We start from the raw sequence: 19,638 nt of genomic DNA on the forward strand, positions 1-19,638 counted from the left end.
TACGGGAGCCCACGCCCCGGCCGGCCGCGGTGCGCCGCCGTCTCGGTGGTGGCAGCGTTGTTCAGGGGGTGGCTCCGCCGGTGAACGCATCCACCACGGCCGCGCCGATCCGGCGTTGTACCGGGTCGGCCGCGGCTCCGAACAGGCGTTCGTCGACCTCGGTGACCACTTGCTGGGCGGTCCGGAGCAGACGAATTCCTTCGGCAGTGAGTTCGATCGCCGATGCCGACCCGGCGCGGGCCGTACGGTCGTGGACCAGTCCGGCGCCGACCAGGGCCTTCACCGCCGTATGCACGCTCTGCACACTGATTCCCGACATCCGCGCCAGCTCCGAGAACGACGCCCCCGGGACTCCGGAGATATGGCCGAGCAGACCCAGGCGGCCGACGGTCAGATCCAGCGCTGCCAAGGCGGCGTTGAGTTCGGTCTCCACTCGCCGCGCCAGTGTCAGCACGATGATCGAGGCGCTGGCCGGCGGGGGTGTCGGGCCGTTGTCGGTACTCACCGATCCAGTGTCGCGCACCGCCGCCGGTGCCCCGGCCGGCAGGCACGTTTGCCATGCCGGGTCAGCGGACAGCGACCGGTGCGGGCCCCGTGCTGGTGACGACACCGCACAACCGCGAGCAGCAACGCGCACCGGCGGTCGTCCGGCCGGCTCATATGCCGTCGCGACGAACCTTTGTCCGGCGGCCCGATCGACGAGGCACCGATCCGCCTGGTGGGCATCTCGTCGGAAGCGCGACGGCGGCCCGGCGAGGATCGGCACTCCTCGATAGAACTGCGGGTGATGACTTCGGTGAGCCGGGCCGTCCGCGTGCGGTGGTGATGTGATGTGATGCGATACGAGCCGGTTCGGCCGGGGCCGGCGTAGCGCAACGGATACCGGCCGCCGAACGAGGAGGCCGTATGTCCGGATCACCGTCACCCGAGGCCGACCCGGCCCATCGCCTCACCGTGCTGGAAGCGATCGAGGCGATCAAGGCGCTCAAACACCGCTACTTCCGCGCCTGCGATGCCAAGGACCCCGCACGTTTCCGGGCGTGTTTCATTACCGAGGGTGCCGTCCTCGACTACGGCGAGCTGGGGGTTTCGGACGCGGACGGAATGGCCGCGGTCTTCGAATCCATCGCCCTGCGGCGGGTCGACGAGAAACACGTGGTGCTCGATATGCACCACGGTATGCACCCCGATATCACCGTGCACGCCGACGGTACCGCCGCCGGGCAGTGGACCATGCAGTTCCGTCAAGTGAACCTGCTCGACCACACCGATACGCTGTCGACCGGCGAATACGAGGACTCCTATGTCCTCGAGGACGGCCGCTGGAAGATCGCGGCCTCCCGGTTCCGCCGCCTCTGGTCCATCACCCGGCCCGTCGACGACACGTGCCGGATCGGCTGGTACGCGGCCTCGTGACGCCCGGCTCGGCCGCGTCCGGTCCGGACGGCTCCGGAGTAGGAGACCGCTGTGCCCGATGATCCGCAACCGATTCACGGACCGTTTCTGCCCATGGATCCGGATGTCGATCTGCGGGATCCGCCTCAGCGCGCCGAACTCGCCGCGTCGCATGGCGCGATTCTCGCGGTTATTGCTGCCGGCGGGGCGCTGGGCGCGCTGGGCCGCTATGGTCTGACACTCCGCTGGCCCACACCGGCCGGAGGGTTTCCGTGGGCCGTGTTCGTCATCAACGCCGGCGGCAGTTTCCTGCTCGGTGCGCTGATGGTGGTGATCACCGAACTGCGGCCGGCGCATCCGCTGGCACGCCCGTTTCTCGGGGTCGGCGTACTGGGCGGGTTCACCACGTTCTCCACCTACGCCAACGATATCCGGGCTCTGCTCGAGCCGGGCTCCGCCGTGATCGGTGCCGTATATCTGGCGTCGACCCTGTTCGCGGCGGTAGCGGCCTGCGCGCTGGGTGTCGGCCTCACCCGGCGCGCCGGGCGGGGAGGGGCACGATGAACGTGCTGCTGGTGATCGCCGGGGCCGCGGTCGGCGCGCCGCTGCGCTACCTGCTGGACCGATTCGTCCAGGCGCGGCACGACGGCCGGTTCCCGTGGGGAACCTTCGTGGTCAACATATCCGGATCTCTCGTCCTGGGGTGTCTCACCGGCGCGGGGCTACCGGCCGCGTGGACGGTGCTCGCGGGCACCGGATTCTGCGGCGCCTTCACCACCTACAGCACTTTCGCCTACGAGACTGTGCGACTGACCGAACAGCGCGCCTACCGGCACGCGATCGGCTACGCCGCCTTCAGCGTCGCCATCGGGTTGATCGCGGCGACACTGGGCTACGCCGCCTGCCACGCGCTCTTCCGCTGAATCGTTGATCCGCCGCGCGGTGCGGGTCCGTTCCCGGCGGTGGTATCTGCTCGCCGGCGGCGGACCGTTCGACCGGGACAGCACCGCCGGACCGAACAAGAACCTGAAGGACATCGCGTGGGGGCCGGCCGGTCGTGGGTGGCGGTGCTGCGGTTCGACAAGGTCACCTACACCCAACCCGAGGCGGTTGCCGCGACGGCCGGTTTCACACCCACCGACGGATACGTCCCACACGCCGTGGCGGCGGTGGGGTATGCGCGACCTCCCGGATCTCGACGCCGATCGCGTCTTCGTGGTCGGCCATAGTGTGGGTGGCGAATTTGCCCCGCGGGTGGCGGCCGCCGACCCCGCGATGGCCGGTCTGGTCGTCCCGGCCGGGGACACGGTGCCGCTGCATGGTCGCTGGTGGGTGGTCGCCCGGTGAGCGCGCCGCTCAGCGAGCGAAACGGCCGGCGAACGCGCGCAGCGGGAGATCTGCGCTGGTGATGATGCCCGGACGCGCGGCGACAACGGATCGCAGGGAGTTGAGGGCCGGCAATCCGGTGACGGTCATCCCGATCGAGGCGAAATTCTCCGGATTCGACAGGTCGAAGCCTTTCCGGGGGAAGATCATATGTTTGCTGTAGATGCTGGGATCGCCGGTGATCTGGGTGATGTAGCAACCTTTGATATTCCACGCGGGGTCGGTGTGCGGGGTCATCTGCCATTCGAGATGGGTTTCCACCCGCGGCACCCCGTCGACCACACCCTGATATTTGATGTAGTTGGCGCCGAGTGAGCCCTTGGGCAGGAAATACCAGCCCAGATCGACATCCTTCGTGCAGGCGCCGAGCTCGTAGCGGAAGGTGACCTCGTCCAGTTCGAGGTCGAAGGCGTCGGCCATCAGGTAGACCGAATCGGCGAAGACCGCGGTGTACTTGTGCAACGAGTCCGGGATGGTCGGATCGTCGACCGGGCGGCCGTATCCGACTGCTTTCCAGGTGTCGACGGAATGGTGACAGGAGACGTCCACCGATTCGGTGACGGTGATGTTCTCGATCGCGGCGACGTCGGCGGTGTGCACGATCCCGAGGATCTGGGCCAGGCCCGGATTCATACCCGTGCCATAGAAGGTGGAATTCCCGCGCACGCACGCGGCCCCGATGATCTCGCTGACCTTGCGCCCCGACGGGTGGGAGTGGTTGGTGTCGCGGTGAAATCCGGTGATCCAGTCCGCGGTGGTCACCACATTGATGCCCGCCTCCAGCACCTTCTCGTAGAGATCCTCGTCGGGGAAGACGCCGTGAAAGGTGAGGACATCGGGCCGCGCGTCGAGGATCTGCTCGACCGTACCGGTCGCCGTCACCCCGATCGGCCCGATGCCGACGATCTCGCCGGCGTCCCGGCCGATCTTGTCCGGGGTGTAGCAGTGCAGCCCGACGAGTTCGAGATCCGGGTGGTCGCGGATGCGGCCGATCATCTCGGTGCCGAGGTTGCCGGTCGCGACCTGGAATACCCGGATCTTGCCGGAGGTGCTCATGGGTGGGCCTTTCTGTCTGCGGGTTGAGGCTGCTGGTTCGGGTCCGCGGTCATGCACCGGCCGCGGGCGCGTTCGGCGCGGGTTCGGTCGCGCCGGTGTCCGGGTAGAACTGCCGGGCCCATTCGCGCAGTGCCCGGAAGCCCGCGTATTCCTTACGCGACAGCGCGGGCGGGTCGGAGTAGCGCTGATGTGCCCAGATGTGGATATCGGCTTCGAACTGCTCGATCACGAAACCGGCCATCGCCGTGCCGTAGGCGGTGATCTCCGGCCTCTCGTCGCCGGGTTTGCGGCCGATCCACACGGTGAACCGGACGTCGGAGGTGCGCTCGTCGACCGGGGTGACCGCGGGCATGGTGCGGTTGTCGATCATGCCCCAGCTCTTGGTGATCGAACATCCGAGTCCGGCGTTGATCGATTCGACACCACTGTTGACCTGGTCTTCGGTCACGCCCTCGTCGAAGGCGATGGTGAAATCGACGTAGGAGACGGGGCCGGAGAAATCGTGGCGGGTGAACTCCGGCACGAACGGGGTCTTGTGCACATACTTGAAATGCGCGAAATCGACACCGTTTTCCATGACGTACTGCGGGTGCAGCTCGAGCCCGGGCCGGTACAGCGTGGCCGCGGGCACCGGCGGGTAGTAGTCCGCGGCGGTTTTGCCGTCGTCGAAGGCGGTGAAGATATCGGGAACCTCGAAATGCGGTGCCCGGCCTTCGATGTCATACCAGATCCAGACGCCTTCGTTGCGCTCCACCACCGGGTAGCTGCGGATGCGGCGGCCCTTGTTCGGGTGGCTCTCGTAGGGGATACACACATTGCGTCCCTCGCGATTCCACTCCCAGCCGTGGAACGGGCAGACGAGGTTCTCGCCCTCCACCCGGCCGCCGTAGCCGAGATGCGCGCCCAGATGCTCGCAATAGGCGTCGAATACGGTGACCTGCCCCGAAGCCGATCGCCAGGCCACCATTTCGCGGCCGAAGTACTTCATCCGGTGTACCGCGCCGACGCCGATCTCGCGGCACCAGGCCACCTGGAACCAGCCCGTCGGCTCCATCGGTAGTGGTGGTTTTGCCATCGCGATCCTCCAGGCATCGAGGGCTTCAGCGGGCGGCGGCCACGGCACCGTACGTGCGTCGGTATATGACGCCGGTCACGTGGCGTTCCGAGCATAGAATCCTCTTCGAAAGAATGCAAGAGGGTTGTGTGAAACTGGATCACCCTGCTCAGGGCGGGTAAAGTCGTCCATCGTGACGGAAGCGGCGGTGGGTGGGAGACGAGCGAACAGGCGCGGGATCCAATCCCGGGAGAGCATGCTCGAGGCGGCGATCGCCTCACTGGCCACCGGTGATCCCGCGGCGGTCTCCGGTAACCGGATCGCCCGCGATATCGGCGCCACCTGGGGAGTGATCAAGTACCAGTTCGGCGATATCGACGGCCTGTGGGCGGCGGTCCTGCGGTACACCGCGGACAAGCGCGGAGACCTGCCCGCCGGGATCAAACCGGGCGGCACCCTGCATGAGCGGGTGGCCGCCATGATCGACGCCATGGCCGGCGGGCTGCGCAGACCGGAATCGCTGGCCATCGAAACACTGCGCGCCGCCCTGCCGCGCGAGCACACCGAACTCGAGCGCGACTATCCGCGCACCGCCGCGGAACTGGCATCGTGGAAACCGAACTGGGACAAGGCCTGTCAGCGCGCATTCGCCGATATGGAGCTCGACCCGGACAAGGTGCGGCAGGTGGCCGCCCTCATCCCGGCGGCGATGCGCGGGATCACCTCCGAACGCACCCTGGGTACCTACGGCGATCTCGACGACGCACTGAAAGCACTGATCGGCGGCATAGTCGCCTACTTGGAGCGCCCCTGAACGCCGCCCGGCGCCACACCTTCGGGGCGGCCGGTTCGGGCCGCATCGACCGGCGTTTGCGGATCGAGGCGCGCGGCGGTGTCTCCGGTCGTCGTGAGACGGGGCGTGGGGAACCCGCGTGCCCGGCGGCCCGTCGGCAGCCAGGCGGGTGCGGTGCACGGGTCCGCCCACCGAACGACCGGCCGTGATCAGGCAAGCACGGCGGGAGCGAGAACCGCTGTGCATCACTCTGTACGAGGAGGCCCGAGGGCTGTTCACCACCATCCATTCCGCTGTCCGGCGGGTGCGGGAGGCCGACCGCGGGGTGGAGCGGTGGTGCCGCGGGGTTGCGCAGTCGTACTCGCGGCCCGACCGTGATCTACCGGCAGGTGATGGACGCCGAACCTCCGAGAACTACGTCGTGGTGCCGGATAACCGGTGGGCGCGGCGGGTGCGGCGGGTGCGGGAGTTCGCGCAGACCGCGGCCGCTGTCTTGCGGAAAGCCGGGGAGGAGAAAAATATTCCTTGACTTGAATATTCACTTTAGTGAATACTCGGGCTCATGGATCGGATCGCATCGGCATTGGGGGATGAGGCGCGGTGGCGTCTCATCGAGCTGCTGGCGGAGCGGCCGCGGTCGGTGGGGGAGCTCGCCGAGCTGACCGGTCTGCGGCAACCGCAGACCACCAAACATTTGCGGACCCTCGCCCAAGCCGGTCTGGTCGCGGTGTTCCCGCTCGGGCAGCGGCGCGTCTACGCGATCGAGACGCAGCCGTTGGAAGCTTTCGCGCGGCGCGTCGCGGATCTGGTCGTCACCGCCGGGGCGCAGGCGGGGGAGCGCGAGGTGATCGCGCGCTACCGCGCCGCAATCGATGCCGAAGCCGCGAGGGCGGATCAGGACCGGTGGGCCGACGGGCGCAGGTTCCGCTTCGAGCGGATGCTCCCGGTACCGCGCGACGTCGTCTGGCGGTACTGGGTAGAGCCGAACCTGCTCGGGTCCTGGTGGGCTCCGTCCCCCATGACGGTCACCGACTGCATTCTGGAACCGGCCCCGCGCGGCCGCGTCGTGCTCGACTATCGCGATGCCGAGGGACGGCGCTACCACTCAGCGGGTGAGGTCACCGCGGCAGCCGAGCCCGAACATCTGGAATTCCGGCTGTCGGTTCTCGACCCGGCGGACGCGGTCCTGTTCACCGGACATTACGACCTGACGCTCACCCGGGCCGCGGAAGGCACCCGCCTGCGACTCGGTCTGACACTCACCGAAACCCACACCGAAGCAGTGCCGTTCATCGCCGGAATCGAAACCGGCTGGCAGCAAGTGCTGGACAACCTCACCGCCGCCTGCGGCGGCGCCGATATCACTGTGCACGACAACGAAAAGGACGCGCGACAATGACCGATACCGGCAGACGTTCCGTCACCGCGAATATCAATCTCACCCTCGACGGGCGCTACAGCGGCCCGGGTGGGCCCGGCGATCTGGGCGCGATCGTCTCCTACGCCGCGACCGAGGTGGCGCGGCGCCATCTGAGTCGCATATGGGACGGGGCGACGACGGCTCTGCTCGGCCGCCGCAACGCCGAGGGGTTCCTCGGCTACTGGCCGGCGGTCGCCGCCGACGACAGTGCCGACCCACGCGACCGCGGATACGCGAAGTGGCTGGTCGACACGGAAAAGGTAGTTCTGTCCACCACCTTGGGCGCCGCGCCCTGGGAGCGCACCCGCGTCGTGAACGCCCCGGCTGCCGATGTGGTGCGTGAACTGAAGGACGCCGGCTCGGGCGATATCCTCGTCAACTGCAGTGCGAGCATCATCAAACCGCTCCTGGCCGCGGATCTGCTCGACCGGCTGTATCTCATGATCACCCCCGAAATCGCGGGTGGCGGGCAGCGGCTGTTCGACGACGGCCTGCCGGCTACGAAGTGGACGTTGACCCGGCACGAGGTGGGCGAGCTCGGCGAGATGGCGATGGTCTACGACCGCGCTCGATGACGCCGGCTCCCGATTACTCCGGGTGTGCCCTGGTGATGCCGGTGCCCGCCGGTCGACGGGGTCGGACGACGTGCAAGCGATTCGGCCGGATCCGGCAGAACACCAGGGCGGGAGGGGAGGGCGGTGGTGATCCCGGCTCGGGATCCGGCCGATCAGATGGACGGCCTCCGAGCGTGCGGGTGGCCGCCGCGGTCATCGCTGCTCACCCCTCGGATGATGCTCGGATCGTGGTGATTCCCCTGCCGCCGGGCACCAGCGTGGGTTGTGCCGCGGGCGTGTCCGCCGACCCCGCTTCGACCAGCCTTCGCCAGCGATTCGAGAAATTGGAGATACCCCAGCCCTGCAACCGGTCATAGGCCTCGGTCAGATCGGACCGGCACAGCAGGCCGGCTTCCCGGGCCGCGGCCACCGCTTCGATATACGCCGCTTCGGCGGATAGCAGCTCATCGACCACACGGGCCTGCTCGTCGAGCAGATTTTCGATACGGCAGGCGATCTCGTGCGGTGCCGTGCTCGTGTCCTGACCGGAAAATCGGTGCATACGCCATCCTCGGAACTGTGGGGTGGAACCTGCGGAAGAGCCGGCTGCCCGGCGGTGCACGTCGAATCCCGAACCGCCCGAACGCCGTGAAGCTGTGGGTTCACTACTACCCTGTGGCGGTTGGCGCTGCGCACCCGGTACCGGGTGCGCAGCGCCGGAAGGCGATACCGCGGCCGGGCGTCAGGCGGCCTGCGGCTTGTGCAGGGCCTTCGCGGTGGGGGAGTTGGGGATCGAGGCGGGATCGGGATAGGTGCCCAGGACCCGGTCCGCGGTTCCGGCGGTCGTGACGGCGAACCAGTAGTGCTCGTTCTTGAAATGGTGCAGACGGTGGTTGCGGCGCACCGCGCGCAGGATCGCGCTGTGCGGCTGGTAGTCGGTGTGCACCAGGAGGTGGGTCCATTCATAGACCAGTCCGAGGACGCCCACGGTGGTGAGGAAGGTCAGGCCCAGGCCCGGCCGGCCGAAGGCCAGTAGTGCGATGGCCACCAGGATGGGCAGCAGCCAGAGGAAGGTCTGCCACGGGATGAAGACCAGCTCCCGGATCCGCGGATCGGCATGATGTGCGCGGTGCTTACGTGCCAGCAGCGAGTCGATCCGCCAGCGGCCCAGAGTGCGCGGCCGCCAGTGCAGCACGCAGACATGGATGACCCATTCCACGAACGGGAACGCGGCCACCATGAACACCGGAACCAGGGCGTCGGTGAATTGCCAGTCGCCCACCAGGACGCGGGCCGTGGCGGCGGTGACCAGCAACGCGGCGATCACCCAGGGCGAAGGTGCGTGACGGAACGAGGCGAACACGTCCGCGAGCGACTCCGGTGCGCGGCGAGCGGCCTTCGCCTCGTCGGCGGCCGGGCGCCCCTCCGCAAGACGGTCGATCCCGGTGTTACGGTCGCGCCGGGCGCGTAGCGCATGCGAGAGGTTCATGGCGTCTGTTCCAATCGGTGCAGGAGGTCGTCGAATTCCGCGGTGGCCAGCGACAGCAGCGCGTCGGCACGGGTACGGGCCGAATCGCTGTCGCCGGCGAGGACGGCCGCCGCGAGCGCGCGGTAGCGCTCGGGCTGTCCCACCTCGGTGTCCATGACGCCGGCGAGGGCGGCCATGGCGGGTTCGTACACGGTGCGCAGCTGGTTGAACAGCAGGCGGTAGACGATCGAATCGGCGGCGTCGACCAGGTGGTCCCAGAAGGCGAGCGCGGCGAGCTGGCGCGCCAGCGGATCGTCTCGACCGGCGAGTGTGTCCACCGCGGCCGCGAGCGTTGGGCCGGCAGCCGGACCGTGGCGGCGGGCGGCCAGGCCGGCGACCTCGCAGCCCAGCGTCGCCCGGGTCTCCAGGATGCTCCGTACCACGGAGTGGTCGAGCCGGCCGCCGCGCAGGATCAACCGCGGTAACAATTCGAGGCCGCCGGAGCGGCGCGGATCGCGGACCGTGGTGCTGCCGCCCTGGCGGATCTCCACCAATCCCGCCCGCGCGAGCCGCTGGACCGCTTCACGGACGGTGGGCCGGGAGACACCCAGCGCTTCGGCCAGTTGACGTTCGGCGGGCAGGGCCGAGCCGGGCGCGAGCTCGCCGGTGAGGACGTCGTCGACGAGCTGCTCGTAGATCTCGTCGGGAACCGACCGGCGGGCGATCCGCTTCAGTGCCATTCCCCGGACGGTAGACCCCTATTGGTAAGAGGTCAAGTGGTCAGACCAATTCGGTCGACGGCTGCCAGCCGAGTTCCGGTGCGATGTACTCGACGGTGTCGTGCAGTATCTGCTCGTAGTCGCCGCGATGGAACTCGTACGGTAGTTCCAGCCGCAACTCCGTGGTCCCGGCGACGACCGGATCGGTGCGCAGCCGATCGAGGATCTGCTCGGCGGTGCCGACCAGATCCGGAGCGAACAGAATCCGCCGTTCGCCCTGCGGGGCGCGGGTGCGCTCGTATCGCCCGGCCGCGTAGCGGCGGTAGCGTTCGCGGGTGGCGCGGTCGGCGCTGTCGAACGGGACGATCACCCGGCCCACCGCGACCCGAGCCGGCCGGGCCGGGTCGACGCGGCGGCGATATTCCGCGATCAGGCCCTGCTGCGCGGTGGCGAAATCGTCGCTGTGCTCACCGAAAACGATATTGCCGGTGAGCAGGTTCAATCCGTGCGCACCGGCCCAGCGTATCGACCGGGTGCTCCCGCCGCCGTACCAGAGCCGATCGACCAACCCCGGATCGTGCGGTTGCAGCCGCGGCCGCTGCGTATTGCCGGGGGAATGGATCACCGTGTCCGGCTCGCCCAGGTAGTCGCCGCGCAGATTGTCGATCAACCGCTCGATCCGCCCGTAGGAGAGGTCGTAGCCGCGCCAGTCGCCGTCGAAGACGAGATCGCCGATCAGCTCGGCATGCGGCGGAGTGCCCGCGCTGAAGCCGGGTTGCAGTCGCCCGCCGGACAAGACGTCGGCCATCGCCAGATCCTCGGCCAACCGGAACGGGCTCTCGTAGCCGATCGGGATCACGGCGGTCCCCAGTTGGATACGGCGGGTCCGCTGTCCGGCCGCGGCCAGGAAAACCGCCGCCGACCCGACGCCGTGCTCGAGATGACGCTGCCGGATCCAGGCGCCGTCGAAACCGAGCCGTTCACCGAACTCGAACAGGCGCAGGGCGTCTTCGAGCCCGGCGGCGGGATCCTCGTCGGGGTAGTTGCCCGGAGTCAGGAACGACAGGTTCGCGATGGAGGGGGGCGCACTCATCGGGTCAGCTGCGCTCGTAAGGGATTTTCTCGCCCGCCTCGATCGCGACCGGGAGCCGGTTCTCCGCGGGGGGCAGCGGGCAGGTCGCCAGATCGGTGTAGGCGCAGGGCAGGTTGACGGCCCGGTTGAAGTCCAGGGTCACTGTCCCGTCGGCGTCCGGCGGCGGTAGTTGTAGCACGCGGTTGGCGGCGTAGGTGGTGACGCCGGAGGTCGCGTCGGTGAAAAGCACGGTGAGAGCGCCCGGGGTCTTCCCTGGAAAAGCGGTGAGTCCCAGTGTCTGCCCGTCCCACTCGAAGTCGATCCGGCCGGGGGCGTCGTAGACGTGTTCGAGACCTTCCACGGCCGCTCCGACCGTGGTGGGCCGCGGCTCGGCGAACGCGGTGTAGCGTCCGGCGACCACCCATTTCGGATCGGGTGCGTAGGCGGGCGTGCCACGGAACCCGGTGCGCAACGGGTTGCCCGGGTGCCGCGGGCGCACGATATCGTGCCCGCCGCGTTTGGCGACCTCGATCACCGCTTCGCCCCATACGGCCTCGACGCCCCCGCGTTCCGCGATGGCCCCGAACCGGTACGTGCCGCGTCGGACGGTTCGGTCGATCACCAGTTCCTCGTCCTCGTCGAGAATCACGGTGACGCCGTCGGTGCCGGTGGACCAGCTGCCCGGCGCGTCGGAGAACCGCTGCGGTGTCGCGGTGAGCCAGTGCAGGCCGGTCACCGCGAGAAATCCGTGCGGATCGGCCAGCCGTGCCTCCTGCTGCCGATGCCAGTCCTGCCAGTCGGCGAGGAACGTGTCGTTTCCGGTGGCCGCAGTCTGCGTTGCCATGTGGTGCTCCTCCGAGGTCTCTCCGTCGGGCCGCCCGCTCGCCGTTACCGGTGGGCCGGCGGCTGTCGCGCTCGCCGGCGACAACCGGTGGCGGCCGACCGGATACCGTCCGGAGAGAACGGCCGGCCGGCGCTCCCATGGCGACCCCGCGGTTGCTGCTCTCGATCCAAGCGCGCGCATTGCCGACCGGACAGGATTTCGATCAGCCGGAACGCAAAGCGCACACTCCGGGTCTGCGCGTGCCTGGGTCCAAGGTCGGTTGCTCCCGCGGCGGCCGGGCGGACGCCGCTCGCGCACGGCTACGAGTTCAGTGCCCGGCGCAGTCTCCCGGCGAGGTCGACGGCATCGCCGAGGGTCCACGCGAGCACGCCGTTCTCGGCCATGAGCGCGTGGAACTGCTGTTCGCGATAGGGCACGCCCGGTGGCAGGGGCGCGATATGCCAGTGCAGGTGGGAATTGCCCTGCTGGCTACCGAGGCTGGCCAGGTACATGCGCTCGGTCGGTACGACGGTCTCCACCGCGCGGGCGACCCGATGGACCATCTCGGTCAGGCGCCGGAACTTCGCGAGCTCGAGGTCGCGGACCACATGCTGGTGATGCTGTTTCGGCGCGACGAGGGTGTGGCCGATCAACGTCGGATAGCGACACAGGAACGCGATGTTCTCGTCGTCCTCGTCGATGATCTGTTCCAGTTCGGAGTCGTGGGTGCCGGCGACGATCGCGCAGATGAAGCACGGGCTCTCTCGCACCCGGCGTTCGTAGTCCGCGATATCGAAGGGGACACGGCGCGTCCCGGCGCCGTCCCCGGCGCCCAGGAATTCCAGGCGGTTGCCCGCCGGGTCGTCGGTGTGGAAGCGCCGGCGTCCCGGGATCTCGGCGGCGTCCGCCCAGCGGACCGCGTACCCGGCGGCGACGAGGCCGGCCGCGACCGCGTCCACATCGACGACAAACGCGGGGTGCGCGCGGCGGGCGGGCCGGAAGGGGTCCTCCGCCCCGATATGGAGTTCGGCGGCCGGGCCGTCCACTCCGGGCACCGCGAACCAGCAACCGCCACGAGCAGCGAGCAGCGGCGGCTTGGGGATTTCCGCCCAGCCGAGAACGCCGTGGTAGAACGCGCGCATAGACTCTTCGCCGCCCGGAGGGCAGGCGATCTGCACATGATGGAGCACGGTCGGCCTCCTCGGAAGAGATTGCAGGACAAGCGTACTGGAATTCTCCGCGCGACAGCCCCCGGCGAGGTCCCTTGCGGCGCCACCCCGGTGGAAAGTGACCGCGTGACCTTCTCGCAGGACGGGCGGTCCGGGCAAGCGATTCGCGCGGGCCGGGTCCTGCTACGTTCCGAAGAACGAAGTCAGGGACGGTGGATATGGACGTGCGGACGCTTACCGCGGCGGAAGTGGCCGGTGGCGCTCTCCCGGAATCGGTCCTGGACCCGGAGTCGCTGCTGGAGCCCGTGCTGATCGTCGATCTGGACGGCGCCGACGGTGTGACCGCGCGAACCGCTGCGGCCCGGATCGCCGCCTGGGGGAGCCTCGCGGTCGGGATCTGCTCCGGCGAGATCGCCCCGGACCTGGCGCCCCTGACCGCCGCGCTGGACCTGACCTACGCCACGGCCGAGACGGCGGATCGCTCGGTGGTGGGTGTGGCGGACCTCGATCGCGCGCGCACCGAATTCCTCGGCTGCGTGCGACGGTGTCCGCAGGCGTCCCGTATCGCCGGGCAGGTGTTGCGCGCCTCGGCGGAGCTGCCGGTGCCCGCGGCGATCGATGTGGAATCGCTGGCGTACTCGACGCTGCAGGGCGGCGCCGAGTTCGGTGCCTGGCTCGGCGAACGGCGGCGACTGGGCCGGCCGCTGCCGCCGCCACCCGATACCGCTCCGGTCCTGTTGTCGGCCGAGGGCGACACCCTCCGGATCACCCTCAACCGTCCGGAACGGCGCAATGCCTACGGGACGGCGTTACGGGACGGCCTGGTCGAGGCGCTGCGTACCGCGGTCGTCGCCGAAGCGTTCGGCCGGATTGTCCTGGACGGTGCGGGGTCGTCCTTCTGTTCCGGCGGAGATCTGGACGAGTTCGGCCACACACCGGATATCACGACCGCGCATCTGATCCGTACCCGCGGTGGTGCCGCGCGGTTGATGGCCCGGCTGGCCGATCGCATGGAGGTCCGGTTGCACGGGCACTGTGTCGGGGCCGGGATCGAGATCTCCGCGTTCGCCGGACGGGTGGTCGCCGCACCCGATACCGTGGTCCGCCTCCCCGAAGTGGCGATGGGTTTGATCCCCGGGGCCGGGGGGACGGTGAGCGTGCCGCGCCGGATAGGCCGCTGGCGTGCGCTGTACCTGTTCATAACCGGTGTGGCGCTCGGCGCCGAGCGGGCGCGGGCGTGGGGGCTGGTCGACGAGATCGTCGAGGGATAAGTGTCCCCGGCTCAGCGGTCGAACATGATCCGCCCGCGGATGATCGTCGTCCGCACCGCCTCCGCCGTCGGTTCCGCGAGTAGCCGCGTCAGCGACCGATCCAGCAGTATCAGATCGGCGGCCGCGCCCGGGGCGACGGCCCGGGCGCGGCCACCCGGATCGTGCAGCGGCGCGAGGTAGCGTCGCAGGGCCTCCGGCGGTCGCAGGGTTTCCCCCGCACCGACGACGCGACCGTCGGGAGCGCGCCGGGCCACGGCCGCGGCGATCACCTGCCAGGGGTCCAGTGGACCGTACGGGGCATCGCTGGACAGGGCCAGGCCCACGCCGGCCTCGACCATACTGCGGCACCGGTAGAGATCGGGCAGGTCGGCCGGATCCACCCGGCGTAGATAGTCGTCGCCGCGATCAGCGAGGAAGCCCGGTTGCGTCACCACGGAGACACCGAGACGCCGCAGCACATCGAGGGATTCGGCCGGTACGACGGCACCGTGTTCGATGCGATCGCCCGGAACCGTACCGACCTCATCGAACGCGGCGAGCAGCAGGAGCAGCGCTTCCCGGCTGACGCAGTGCACGGCGACGGGCCGGTCCAGCTCGTGCGCGCGCCGGACAGTGCTCGCGAGCGTATCGATATCGGGCAGACCCGAATCCGCGAGGACGATTTTGTAGGGCCCGGCGGTCACTCCGGCCGCGCCGGTCCGGCCGAGCGGTACCCCCAGCAGCGCGAGCCGCTGGGGCACTTCTCCCGAGGTCGCCGCGGCGATCAGAGCGGCGAGGGATTCGTCGGACAGATCCGGTGTGGCGTCGGTGATTCCGGTGATCCCGTATCGGGTCAGTCGCGCGCCGACGGCGGTGAGGTCGGGCGGGCCGGTATCCGGGAGTCGCGAACGCAACCAGGTGTCTGCGCGCCAGATACGGCCGGTCGCCCGACCGGCCGTATCGCGCTCCACACCCGGGTCGCTCGCGAAGTCGAGGCCGACCCGATGCGCGGCGGCCGAATTGAGTATCCACAGCGCGCCGCTGCGATGCTGGACGCGTACCGGCCGGACACTGTGCAGGGCGTCGAGTGCCGCGGAATCGAGCAGACCGGCAATGGTCTCGGCATAGCCGACTCCGCGGATCCAGCCGTCGCCCGGGGCGGCGGCGAGCGCGCGGGCCAGCTCGGCGGCCGTGTGTACCTGCGGTGGCCCACAGCGGACCGAGTTCGACTCCGCCGCGAGCGCGTGCAGGTGCAGGTGGTGGTCGTGCAAACCCGGCAGCAAGGCGCCACCCCCGGCGTCGAGTACCGGGATTCCGGCCGCGGGCAGGCCCCTACCCAGCGCGGCGACGACGCCGTCACGGAGCAGGACGTCGGTGCGCGGCCCGCCCGGCACTTCCGCGTCACGGATCAGCAGATCCGTCATCTCGGCCGCCCGCCCAGTTCGGCGAGCACCGTGGCGGTGTCGCGGCCGCTGTCCGGTGCGGTACCGGTTGCCGCGCGACGGTCCGGCGCGACGATGTGTGACTCGTCGATCGGCACCGTCGCGGCAGCTCCGGGATCGAGTGTCGCGGCCACCACCGCGGACATCGAAATATCCCAGAGCTGCCCGGACCCGTCGGCAGGAGCCGACATCGCCAGTACGGCCGCGGTCAGGCCGGTCAACGGGTCGGCGATCGCGTCGCCGACGAACAGGGGGGTGTCGTCGGGTGCCCGGGCCACCAGCCCCGCGGTCGCGGCGATATCGTCCCCGAAGCCGATTCGATTCGAGGCCCGGCCGTGCGCCGTGATCGAGACCCAGGTGCCGCCGGTATCGGCGAATGCCTGGGCGTCGAGCCCGAACCCGGCCAGCGCGCGCGGGCGGGACGCCTCGATCACGATATCGGCGGAGGCCACCAGTTCACCCAGTGCACGACGTTGCCCGGGGTCACCGGGGTCGAGGACGACGGATTCGTGATCGCCGTGCAGGAGCCGGTAGAAATCCGGTGCACCGCGGCGGGCGCCGTCGGGCCGGGTGGGAGTCTCCACCTTGATCACACGCGCGCCCGCGAGTCCGAGGAGGTGGGCGCACAGCGGGCCCGCCCACAGGGCGCTGAAATCGACCACGCGCAAGTTGTCCACCGGACGCGGGCGCAGCGGTTGTGGTGGTTTCGCCGATACGGGCGCGATCGGTCCGGCGGCCACGCCGAGCAGTTCCGCGCGCTCGGCGAGTTCGGCGCCGGGGTGGGTGCGCAGCCATTCCGCCACTTCGGGCCAGGGATCGTCGACCGCGTCCCGGCCGATGAGCGCGGCGAGCAGAAGGGGATCGTCGGGCCGCGCACAACTGACCGCTGCCCAGCCGTCGGCGGTGGGCAGCAGGCGGCAGGCCCGCCCGGCCGAGCGGGTGCCGCCGCGGGTGGACCCGGTGCAGGCTGCCCGCTCGGTGAGCAATCGGGCGCCGTCGAGCTGGACCCGTCCGCCGGTGAGCGCCGCGATCCGGGTGGTGTGCTCGCGGGCGACCGTGGCCGCGACGCCCGGTGGGATCAGCGCGGGTCCGCCCGGGAAACCGGTGAGTGCGGGCACCCCGCTCTCGGCCCAGTCGAGGATCCGCCGCGCCGTGGTGTCGGCGGCTTCCCCCGAGGTGTCGGACACGGCGACGATGGTACCTGCCGCCGATAATGACGTGCGTAGATTTCCGTCGGTCATCGATCAACTACTGTTGGCCGACCATGGCTGTGGACATGCACGGGTAAGGGACGGCCCGCGACTCGATGAGGATGTAACGCGTGATAGGGCGCTGCTGACGAGGTGCCTCAGTGGCGTTCGGGTGATGGCGCGATCGCGCCATCACCCGGGGGTGTACCGTTTCGCCGCCCCGTTCCCGGGTATCTGCTGAACGTTCCGTTCGCTCGAGGAGGCGTGGCAGCGAACAGGCGAGCGCGAGAAGCGGTTTCGGGTCGACGCCGATCCGGGGCCGGGCTCGCGTGGGACCGGTTCCGGTACTGCCCGGTCGCGCGCCTCCGGTACGAAGAGAGGCCAGATGACCCAGGTTTCCACATCCAGACCGGTTTCCGCGGCGCACCGTGTCACCGACAGTCGCGTGTTCGAGCGACTGGCCCGTGCCGGCTACGTGATGGCGGGGCTCGTACACCTGCTGATCGGCTACCTCGCCGTGCGCCTCGCCTTCGGTGGCGGCGGCACCACCGATCAATCCGGTGCCATGGCCGAGCTGGCCGCCAAACCCGGCGGCGTTCCCGCGCTGGTCGTCGGTATCGCCGCCTTCGTTTTCATGGCGCTGTGGCGGCTCACGGAGGCGGTACTCGGGTCGCGCACCCGTGGTGACGAGGACCGCAAATCCGATCTGTTCCACCGCGGCAAGGCGTTCGCCGTGGCCCTCGTCTACTTCGGCTATGCGATCACCGCGTTCGGTTTCGTCCAGGGCAGCGGGAGCTCGAGCGGTGGTAAGAACGCCGGGTTGTCCGCGCGAATGATGCAGAGCACCGGCGGCAAGATCGCCCTCGTGCTGGTCGGGGCGGTGATCATCGCGGTGGGTGCGTACCACATCTACAAGGGCGCCACCCGGAGGTTCCTGAAGGAACTGCGCACCGACCGAGCGCTGCTGCGCCGACTGGGAACCGTCGGGTACCTCAGTAAGGGCTCGGCCATCGCCGGGGTGGGTGTGCTCGTGATCGTGGCGGTGTTCCAGTCCGATCCCGGTAAGGCCAGTGGCCTGGACGCCGCGCTGAAAACGCTGGGCGCACAGCCGTTCGGCCCCGTTCTCCTGGTCGCCGCCGGACTCGGCATAGCCGCCTACGGTCTCTACGATTTCGCCTGCGCCCGCTACGCCCGGATGTGACCGGCGCGGACGCTCGTCTCGGATAGCTGTCGCGTCCCACCCTGCCGTCCGGCAGGGTGGGGCGCCGGGCTGTGGCGATCTCGTCTCCCGTCCCGGCGTGTGTCGCGCGGTGGCGAACCGCGGCGGATCCGTATCTTCGGTGACGTGAACCCCACCGAGCTGCCCCGTCTCGGGTCGGCCGGCGGCCGCTGGATCGTGCTGGCCACCGTGCTCGGCTCCTCGGTGGCCTCGCTGGACGCCACAGTCGTCAATATCGCGCTGCCCCGTATCGGCGCCGTACTCGATACCGATGTCGCCGGATTGCAGTGGACTCTCAACGGCTACACGCTGACCCTCGCCTCGTTCATCCTGCTCGGCGGTTCCTTCGGGGATCGTTTCGGCAGGCGCAAGGTCTTCGTCACCGGCGCTGTGGGTTTCGCTGTCGCATCGCTGCTGTGCGGAGCGGCCGTGAACATCGAGATGCTGGTGGCCGCCCGGGTACTGCAGGGCGTGGCCGGCGCCATGCTCACGCCGGGCAGCCTGGCCCTCATCTCCGCCTCCATCGACAATCGCGATCAGGGCGCGGCGATCGGGCTGTGGTCCGGGTTCAGCGGGGTGGCGGGGGCCCTCGGGCCGTTCCTCGGCGGCTGGCTGATCGAGGTCGCGGGCTGGCGGTCCATCTTCTTCCTCAACGTGCCGCTGGTGGCGGTCGTTGTCCTGGTCTCGCTGCGGCATGTGCCCGAGAGCCGCGATCCGAATGCGACCGCCAGGCTCGATCTCCCCGGTGCGCTGGTGGTGGCCGCGGCGCTCGGCGCGCTGACGCTGGGGTTGATCGACGAACTACCGGTGCTGGTGGGCGCCGGCGGGGTGTTGCTGGCGACCTTCGTCCTCATCGAGATGCGCAGTGACCACCCGCTGGTGCCGCCGGCACTGTTCGCCTCCCGGGTTTTCACGGTGGCCAACCTGGTGACTTTCGCGGTGTACGCCGCGCTCGGCGGAGTGTTCTTCCTGCTGGTGCTGGAACTGCAGGTAGTCGCTGGGTATTCGCCGTTGCTCGCGGGGCTGGCCACGCTACCGGTGACGCTGCTGATGCTGGCACTCTCGGCGCCGTCCGGCCGGTGGGCTCAGCGGCACGGGCCTCGCCTGCCGATGACATTCGGGCCGTTGCTCGCCGCGGGCGGGCTGATCCTGCTCCAGCGGGTAGGTCCCGGCGCCTCCTATCCGCTCGATGTGCTGCCCGGAGTGCTGGTCTTCGGTCTCGGGCTGTCGGTGCTGGTCGCCCCGCTCACCGGCGCGGTCCTCGGCGCCGTGCCGGCGAGCGAGGCCGGGATCGCTTCCGGAGTGAACAACGCGGTGGCGCGGACGGCGCAGTTGCTCGCGGTGGCGGCCTTGCCGGGGCTGGCCGGGATCTCCGGTGCGCTGGACGATCCCGCGGTGTTCGACTCCGGTTTCGGTGTCGCCATGTGGATCTGTGCGGGTCTGTTGCTCACCGGCGCCGCGCTGGCCGGGGTGCTGTTGCGGCCGCCGCGGCGGGCACCCGAACCGGCCCGGGTGGACTGTCTGCCGCAGTGCGGAGTCGGCGGCCCCGCGGTCGCTCCGGCGCGGGCCGCGCGGTGAACGGCGTACCGCGGACCGATCAGTCGGTACGGTTTTGCGTCGCGGTGCAT

General features: G+C 69.6%; 22 protein-coding genes. 11 read left to right on the plus strand and 11 right to left on the minus strand.

Annotated elements, in window-relative coordinates:
* Window positions 1-61: 61 nt before the first annotated feature.
* The gene (locus AB0H42_RS02040; protein ID WP_357048368.1) at window positions 62-505 is read right to left on the minus strand and encodes a MarR family winged helix-turn-helix transcriptional regulator; all 444 of its coding nucleotides are present in this window, start codon (window positions 503-505) and stop codon (window positions 62-64) included.
* A gap of 401 nt (window positions 506-906) precedes the next feature.
* On the opposite strand from AB0H42_RS02040, the gene AB0H42_RS02045 reads away from it, so the two are divergent.
* The 4 genes from AB0H42_RS02045 to AB0H42_RS02060 all read left to right on the plus strand — a co-directional run bounded on the left by AB0H42_RS02045 (window position 907) and on the right by AB0H42_RS02060 (window position 2,742).
* Window positions 907-1,416, plus strand: coding sequence for a nuclear transport factor 2 family protein (locus AB0H42_RS02045; protein ID WP_357048370.1), 510 nt, complete (start codon window positions 907-909; stop codon window positions 1,414-1,416).
* 51 nt (window positions 1,417-1,467) lie between these two features.
* The gene (locus AB0H42_RS02050) at window positions 1,468-1,959 is read left to right on the plus strand and encodes a CrcB family protein (protein ID WP_357048373.1); all 492 of its coding nucleotides are present in this window, start codon (window positions 1,468-1,470) and stop codon (window positions 1,957-1,959) included.
* Window positions 1,956-2,318, plus strand: coding sequence for a fluoride efflux transporter CrcB (crcB, locus tag AB0H42_RS02055; RefSeq protein WP_357048376.1), 363 nt, complete (start codon window positions 1,956-1,958; stop codon window positions 2,316-2,318). Before AB0H42_RS02050 ends, crcB begins: the two co-directional genes overlap by 4 nt.
* A gap of 253 nt (window positions 2,319-2,571) precedes the next feature.
* On the plus strand, window positions 2,572-2,742 hold the full coding sequence (locus AB0H42_RS02060; protein WP_357048379.1) for a hypothetical protein: 171 nt from the start codon (window positions 2,572-2,574) through the stop codon (window positions 2,740-2,742).
* Window positions 2,743-2,751: 9 nt separating this feature from the next.
* On the opposite strand, the gene AB0H42_RS02065 is transcribed toward AB0H42_RS02060, so the two are convergent.
* Window positions 2,752-3,837 (minus strand): dihydrodipicolinate reductase, encoded by a 1,086-nt coding sequence (locus AB0H42_RS02065; RefSeq protein WP_357048382.1) that lies wholly within the window; start codon window positions 3,835-3,837, stop codon window positions 2,752-2,754.
* 49 nt (window positions 3,838-3,886) lie between these two features.
* Window positions 3,887-4,912: a Rieske 2Fe-2S domain-containing protein gene (locus AB0H42_RS02070; protein ID WP_357048385.1), complete on the minus strand. Its 1,026-nt coding sequence runs from the start codon at window positions 4,910-4,912 to the stop codon at window positions 3,887-3,889.
* A 172-nt stretch (window positions 4,913-5,084) separates the two neighbouring features.
* Here AB0H42_RS02070 and AB0H42_RS02075 point away from each other — a divergent pair, with 172 nt between their 5' ends.
* The 4 genes from AB0H42_RS02075 to AB0H42_RS02090 all read left to right on the plus strand — a co-directional run bounded on the left by AB0H42_RS02075 (window position 5,085) and on the right by AB0H42_RS02090 (window position 7,679).
* Window positions 5,085-5,705, plus strand: coding sequence for a TetR/AcrR family transcriptional regulator (locus AB0H42_RS02075; protein ID WP_357048388.1), 621 nt, complete (start codon window positions 5,085-5,087; stop codon window positions 5,703-5,705).
* 184 nt (window positions 5,706-5,889) lie between these two features.
* The gene (locus AB0H42_RS02080) at window positions 5,890-6,213 is read left to right on the plus strand and encodes a hypothetical protein (protein WP_357048391.1); all 324 of its coding nucleotides are present in this window, start codon (window positions 5,890-5,892) and stop codon (window positions 6,211-6,213) included.
* Window positions 6,214-6,246: 33 nt separating this feature from the next.
* A complete protein-coding gene (locus AB0H42_RS02085; protein WP_357048394.1) occupies window positions 6,247-7,083 on the plus strand; it encodes a metalloregulator ArsR/SmtB family transcription factor in 837 nt (278 codons plus the stop codon).
* Window positions 7,080-7,679: a dihydrofolate reductase family protein gene (locus AB0H42_RS02090; protein WP_357048397.1), complete on the plus strand. Its 600-nt coding sequence runs from the start codon at window positions 7,080-7,082 to the stop codon at window positions 7,677-7,679. The genes AB0H42_RS02085 and AB0H42_RS02090 overlap by 4 nt, the downstream gene beginning before the upstream one ends.
* Before the next feature lie 202 nt (window positions 7,680-7,881).
* Here the strand turns inward: AB0H42_RS02090 and AB0H42_RS02095 are convergent, their stop codons facing one another.
* The 6 genes from AB0H42_RS02095 to AB0H42_RS02120 all read right to left on the minus strand — a co-directional run bounded on the left by AB0H42_RS02095 (window position 7,882) and on the right by AB0H42_RS02120 (window position 12,930).
* Window positions 7,882-8,220, minus strand: a complete 339-nt coding sequence (locus tag AB0H42_RS02095; RefSeq protein WP_357048400.1) for a hypothetical protein — start codon at window positions 8,218-8,220, stop codon at window positions 7,882-7,884.
* Window positions 8,221-8,400: 180 nt separating this feature from the next.
* Window positions 8,401-9,147, minus strand: a complete 747-nt coding sequence (locus AB0H42_RS02100) for a sterol desaturase family protein (RefSeq protein WP_357048403.1) — start codon at window positions 9,145-9,147, stop codon at window positions 8,401-8,403.
* Window positions 9,144-9,866: a GntR family transcriptional regulator gene (locus tag AB0H42_RS02105; RefSeq protein ID WP_357048405.1), complete on the minus strand. Its 723-nt coding sequence runs from the start codon at window positions 9,864-9,866 to the stop codon at window positions 9,144-9,146. The genes AB0H42_RS02100 and AB0H42_RS02105 overlap by 4 nt, the downstream gene beginning before the upstream one ends.
* Before the next feature lie 40 nt (window positions 9,867-9,906).
* A complete protein-coding gene (locus tag AB0H42_RS02110) occupies window positions 9,907-10,938 on the minus strand; it encodes an LLM class flavin-dependent oxidoreductase (RefSeq protein ID WP_357048408.1) in 1,032 nt (343 codons plus the stop codon).
* 4 nt (window positions 10,939-10,942) lie between these two features.
* A complete protein-coding gene (locus tag AB0H42_RS02115; protein ID WP_357048411.1) occupies window positions 10,943-11,761 on the minus strand; it encodes a DUF1684 domain-containing protein in 819 nt (272 codons plus the stop codon).
* Between the two features lie 299 nt (window positions 11,762-12,060).
* A complete protein-coding gene (locus tag AB0H42_RS02120; protein WP_357048413.1) occupies window positions 12,061-12,930 on the minus strand; it encodes an HIT domain-containing protein in 870 nt (289 codons plus the stop codon).
* 197 nt (window positions 12,931-13,127) lie between these two features.
* Here AB0H42_RS02120 and AB0H42_RS02125 point away from each other — a divergent pair, with 197 nt between their 5' ends.
* Window positions 13,128-14,180 (plus strand): enoyl-CoA hydratase/isomerase family protein, encoded by a 1,053-nt coding sequence (locus AB0H42_RS02125; protein ID WP_357048416.1) that lies wholly within the window; start codon window positions 13,128-13,130, stop codon window positions 14,178-14,180.
* Window positions 14,181-14,191: 11 nt separating this feature from the next.
* On the opposite strand, the gene AB0H42_RS02130 is transcribed toward AB0H42_RS02125, so the two are convergent.
* Entirely contained in the window at window positions 14,192-15,583 is a 1,392-nt protein-coding gene (locus AB0H42_RS02130) for an amidohydrolase family protein (protein ID WP_357048419.1), read from the minus strand.
* Entirely contained in the window at window positions 15,580-16,788 is a 1,209-nt protein-coding gene (locus AB0H42_RS02135; protein ID WP_357048422.1) for a CoA transferase, read from the minus strand. Before AB0H42_RS02135 ends, AB0H42_RS02130 begins: the two co-directional genes overlap by 4 nt.
* Before the next feature lie 388 nt (window positions 16,789-17,176).
* On the opposite strand from AB0H42_RS02135, the gene AB0H42_RS02140 reads away from it, so the two are divergent.
* Both AB0H42_RS02140 and AB0H42_RS02145 read left to right on the plus strand, forming a co-directional pair.
* Complete coding sequence (locus AB0H42_RS02140) at window positions 17,177-17,992, plus strand: DUF1206 domain-containing protein (RefSeq protein ID WP_357048425.1); 816 nt, start codon at window positions 17,177-17,179, stop codon at window positions 17,990-17,992.
* 144 nt (window positions 17,993-18,136) lie between these two features.
* A complete protein-coding gene (locus AB0H42_RS02145; RefSeq protein ID WP_357048428.1) occupies window positions 18,137-19,588 on the plus strand; it encodes an MFS transporter in 1,452 nt (483 codons plus the stop codon).
* Window positions 19,589-19,638 lie beyond the last annotated feature (50 nt).

It is taken from the genome of Nocardia sp. NPDC050799 (assembly GCF_040654015.1).
Lineage (GTDB): Bacteria > Actinomycetota > Actinomycetes > Mycobacteriales > Mycobacteriaceae > Nocardia.

Coding starts and splice junctions, on each gene's coding strand:
- AB0H42_RS02085 (WP_357048394.1), top strand. CDS start 6,247: ATGGATCGGATCGCATCGGCATTGGGGGATGAGGCGCGGTGGCGTCTC.
- AB0H42_RS02110 (WP_357048408.1), bottom strand. CDS start 10,938: ATGAGTGCGCCCCCCTCCATCGCGAACCTGTCGTTCCTGACTCCGGGC.
- crcB (WP_357048376.1), top strand. CDS start 1,956: ATGAACGTGCTGCTGGTGATCGCCGGGGCCGCGGTCGGCGCGCCGCTG.
- AB0H42_RS02045 (WP_357048370.1), top strand. CDS start 907: ATGTCCGGATCACCGTCACCCGAGGCCGACCCGGCCCATCGCCTCACC.
- AB0H42_RS02095 (WP_357048400.1), bottom strand. CDS start 8,220: ATGCACCGATTTTCCGGTCAGGACACGAGCACGGCACCGCACGAGATC.
- AB0H42_RS02125 (WP_357048416.1), top strand. CDS start 13,128: ATGGACGTGCGGACGCTTACCGCGGCGGAAGTGGCCGGTGGCGCTCTC.
- AB0H42_RS02065 (WP_357048382.1), bottom strand. CDS start 3,837: ATGAGCACCTCCGGCAAGATCCGGGTATTCCAGGTCGCGACCGGCAAC.
- AB0H42_RS02060 (WP_357048379.1), top strand. CDS start 2,572: ATGCGCGACCTCCCGGATCTCGACGCCGATCGCGTCTTCGTGGTCGGC.
- AB0H42_RS02090 (WP_357048397.1), top strand. CDS start 7,080: ATGACCGATACCGGCAGACGTTCCGTCACCGCGAATATCAATCTCACC.
- AB0H42_RS02105 (WP_357048405.1), bottom strand. CDS start 9,866: ATGGCACTGAAGCGGATCGCCCGCCGGTCGGTTCCCGACGAGATCTAC.
- AB0H42_RS02130 (WP_357048419.1), bottom strand. CDS start 15,583: ATGACGGATCTGCTGATCCGTGACGCGGAAGTGCCGGGCGGGCCGCGC.
- AB0H42_RS02115 (WP_357048411.1), bottom strand. CDS start 11,761: ATGGCAACGCAGACTGCGGCCACCGGAAACGACACGTTCCTCGCCGAC.
- AB0H42_RS02140 (WP_357048425.1), top strand. CDS start 17,177: ATGACCCAGGTTTCCACATCCAGACCGGTTTCCGCGGCGCACCGTGTC.
- AB0H42_RS02070 (WP_357048385.1), bottom strand. CDS start 4,912: ATGGCAAAACCACCACTACCGATGGAGCCGACGGGCTGGTTCCAGGTG.
- AB0H42_RS02100 (WP_357048403.1), bottom strand. CDS start 9,147: ATGAACCTCTCGCATGCGCTACGCGCCCGGCGCGACCGTAACACCGGG.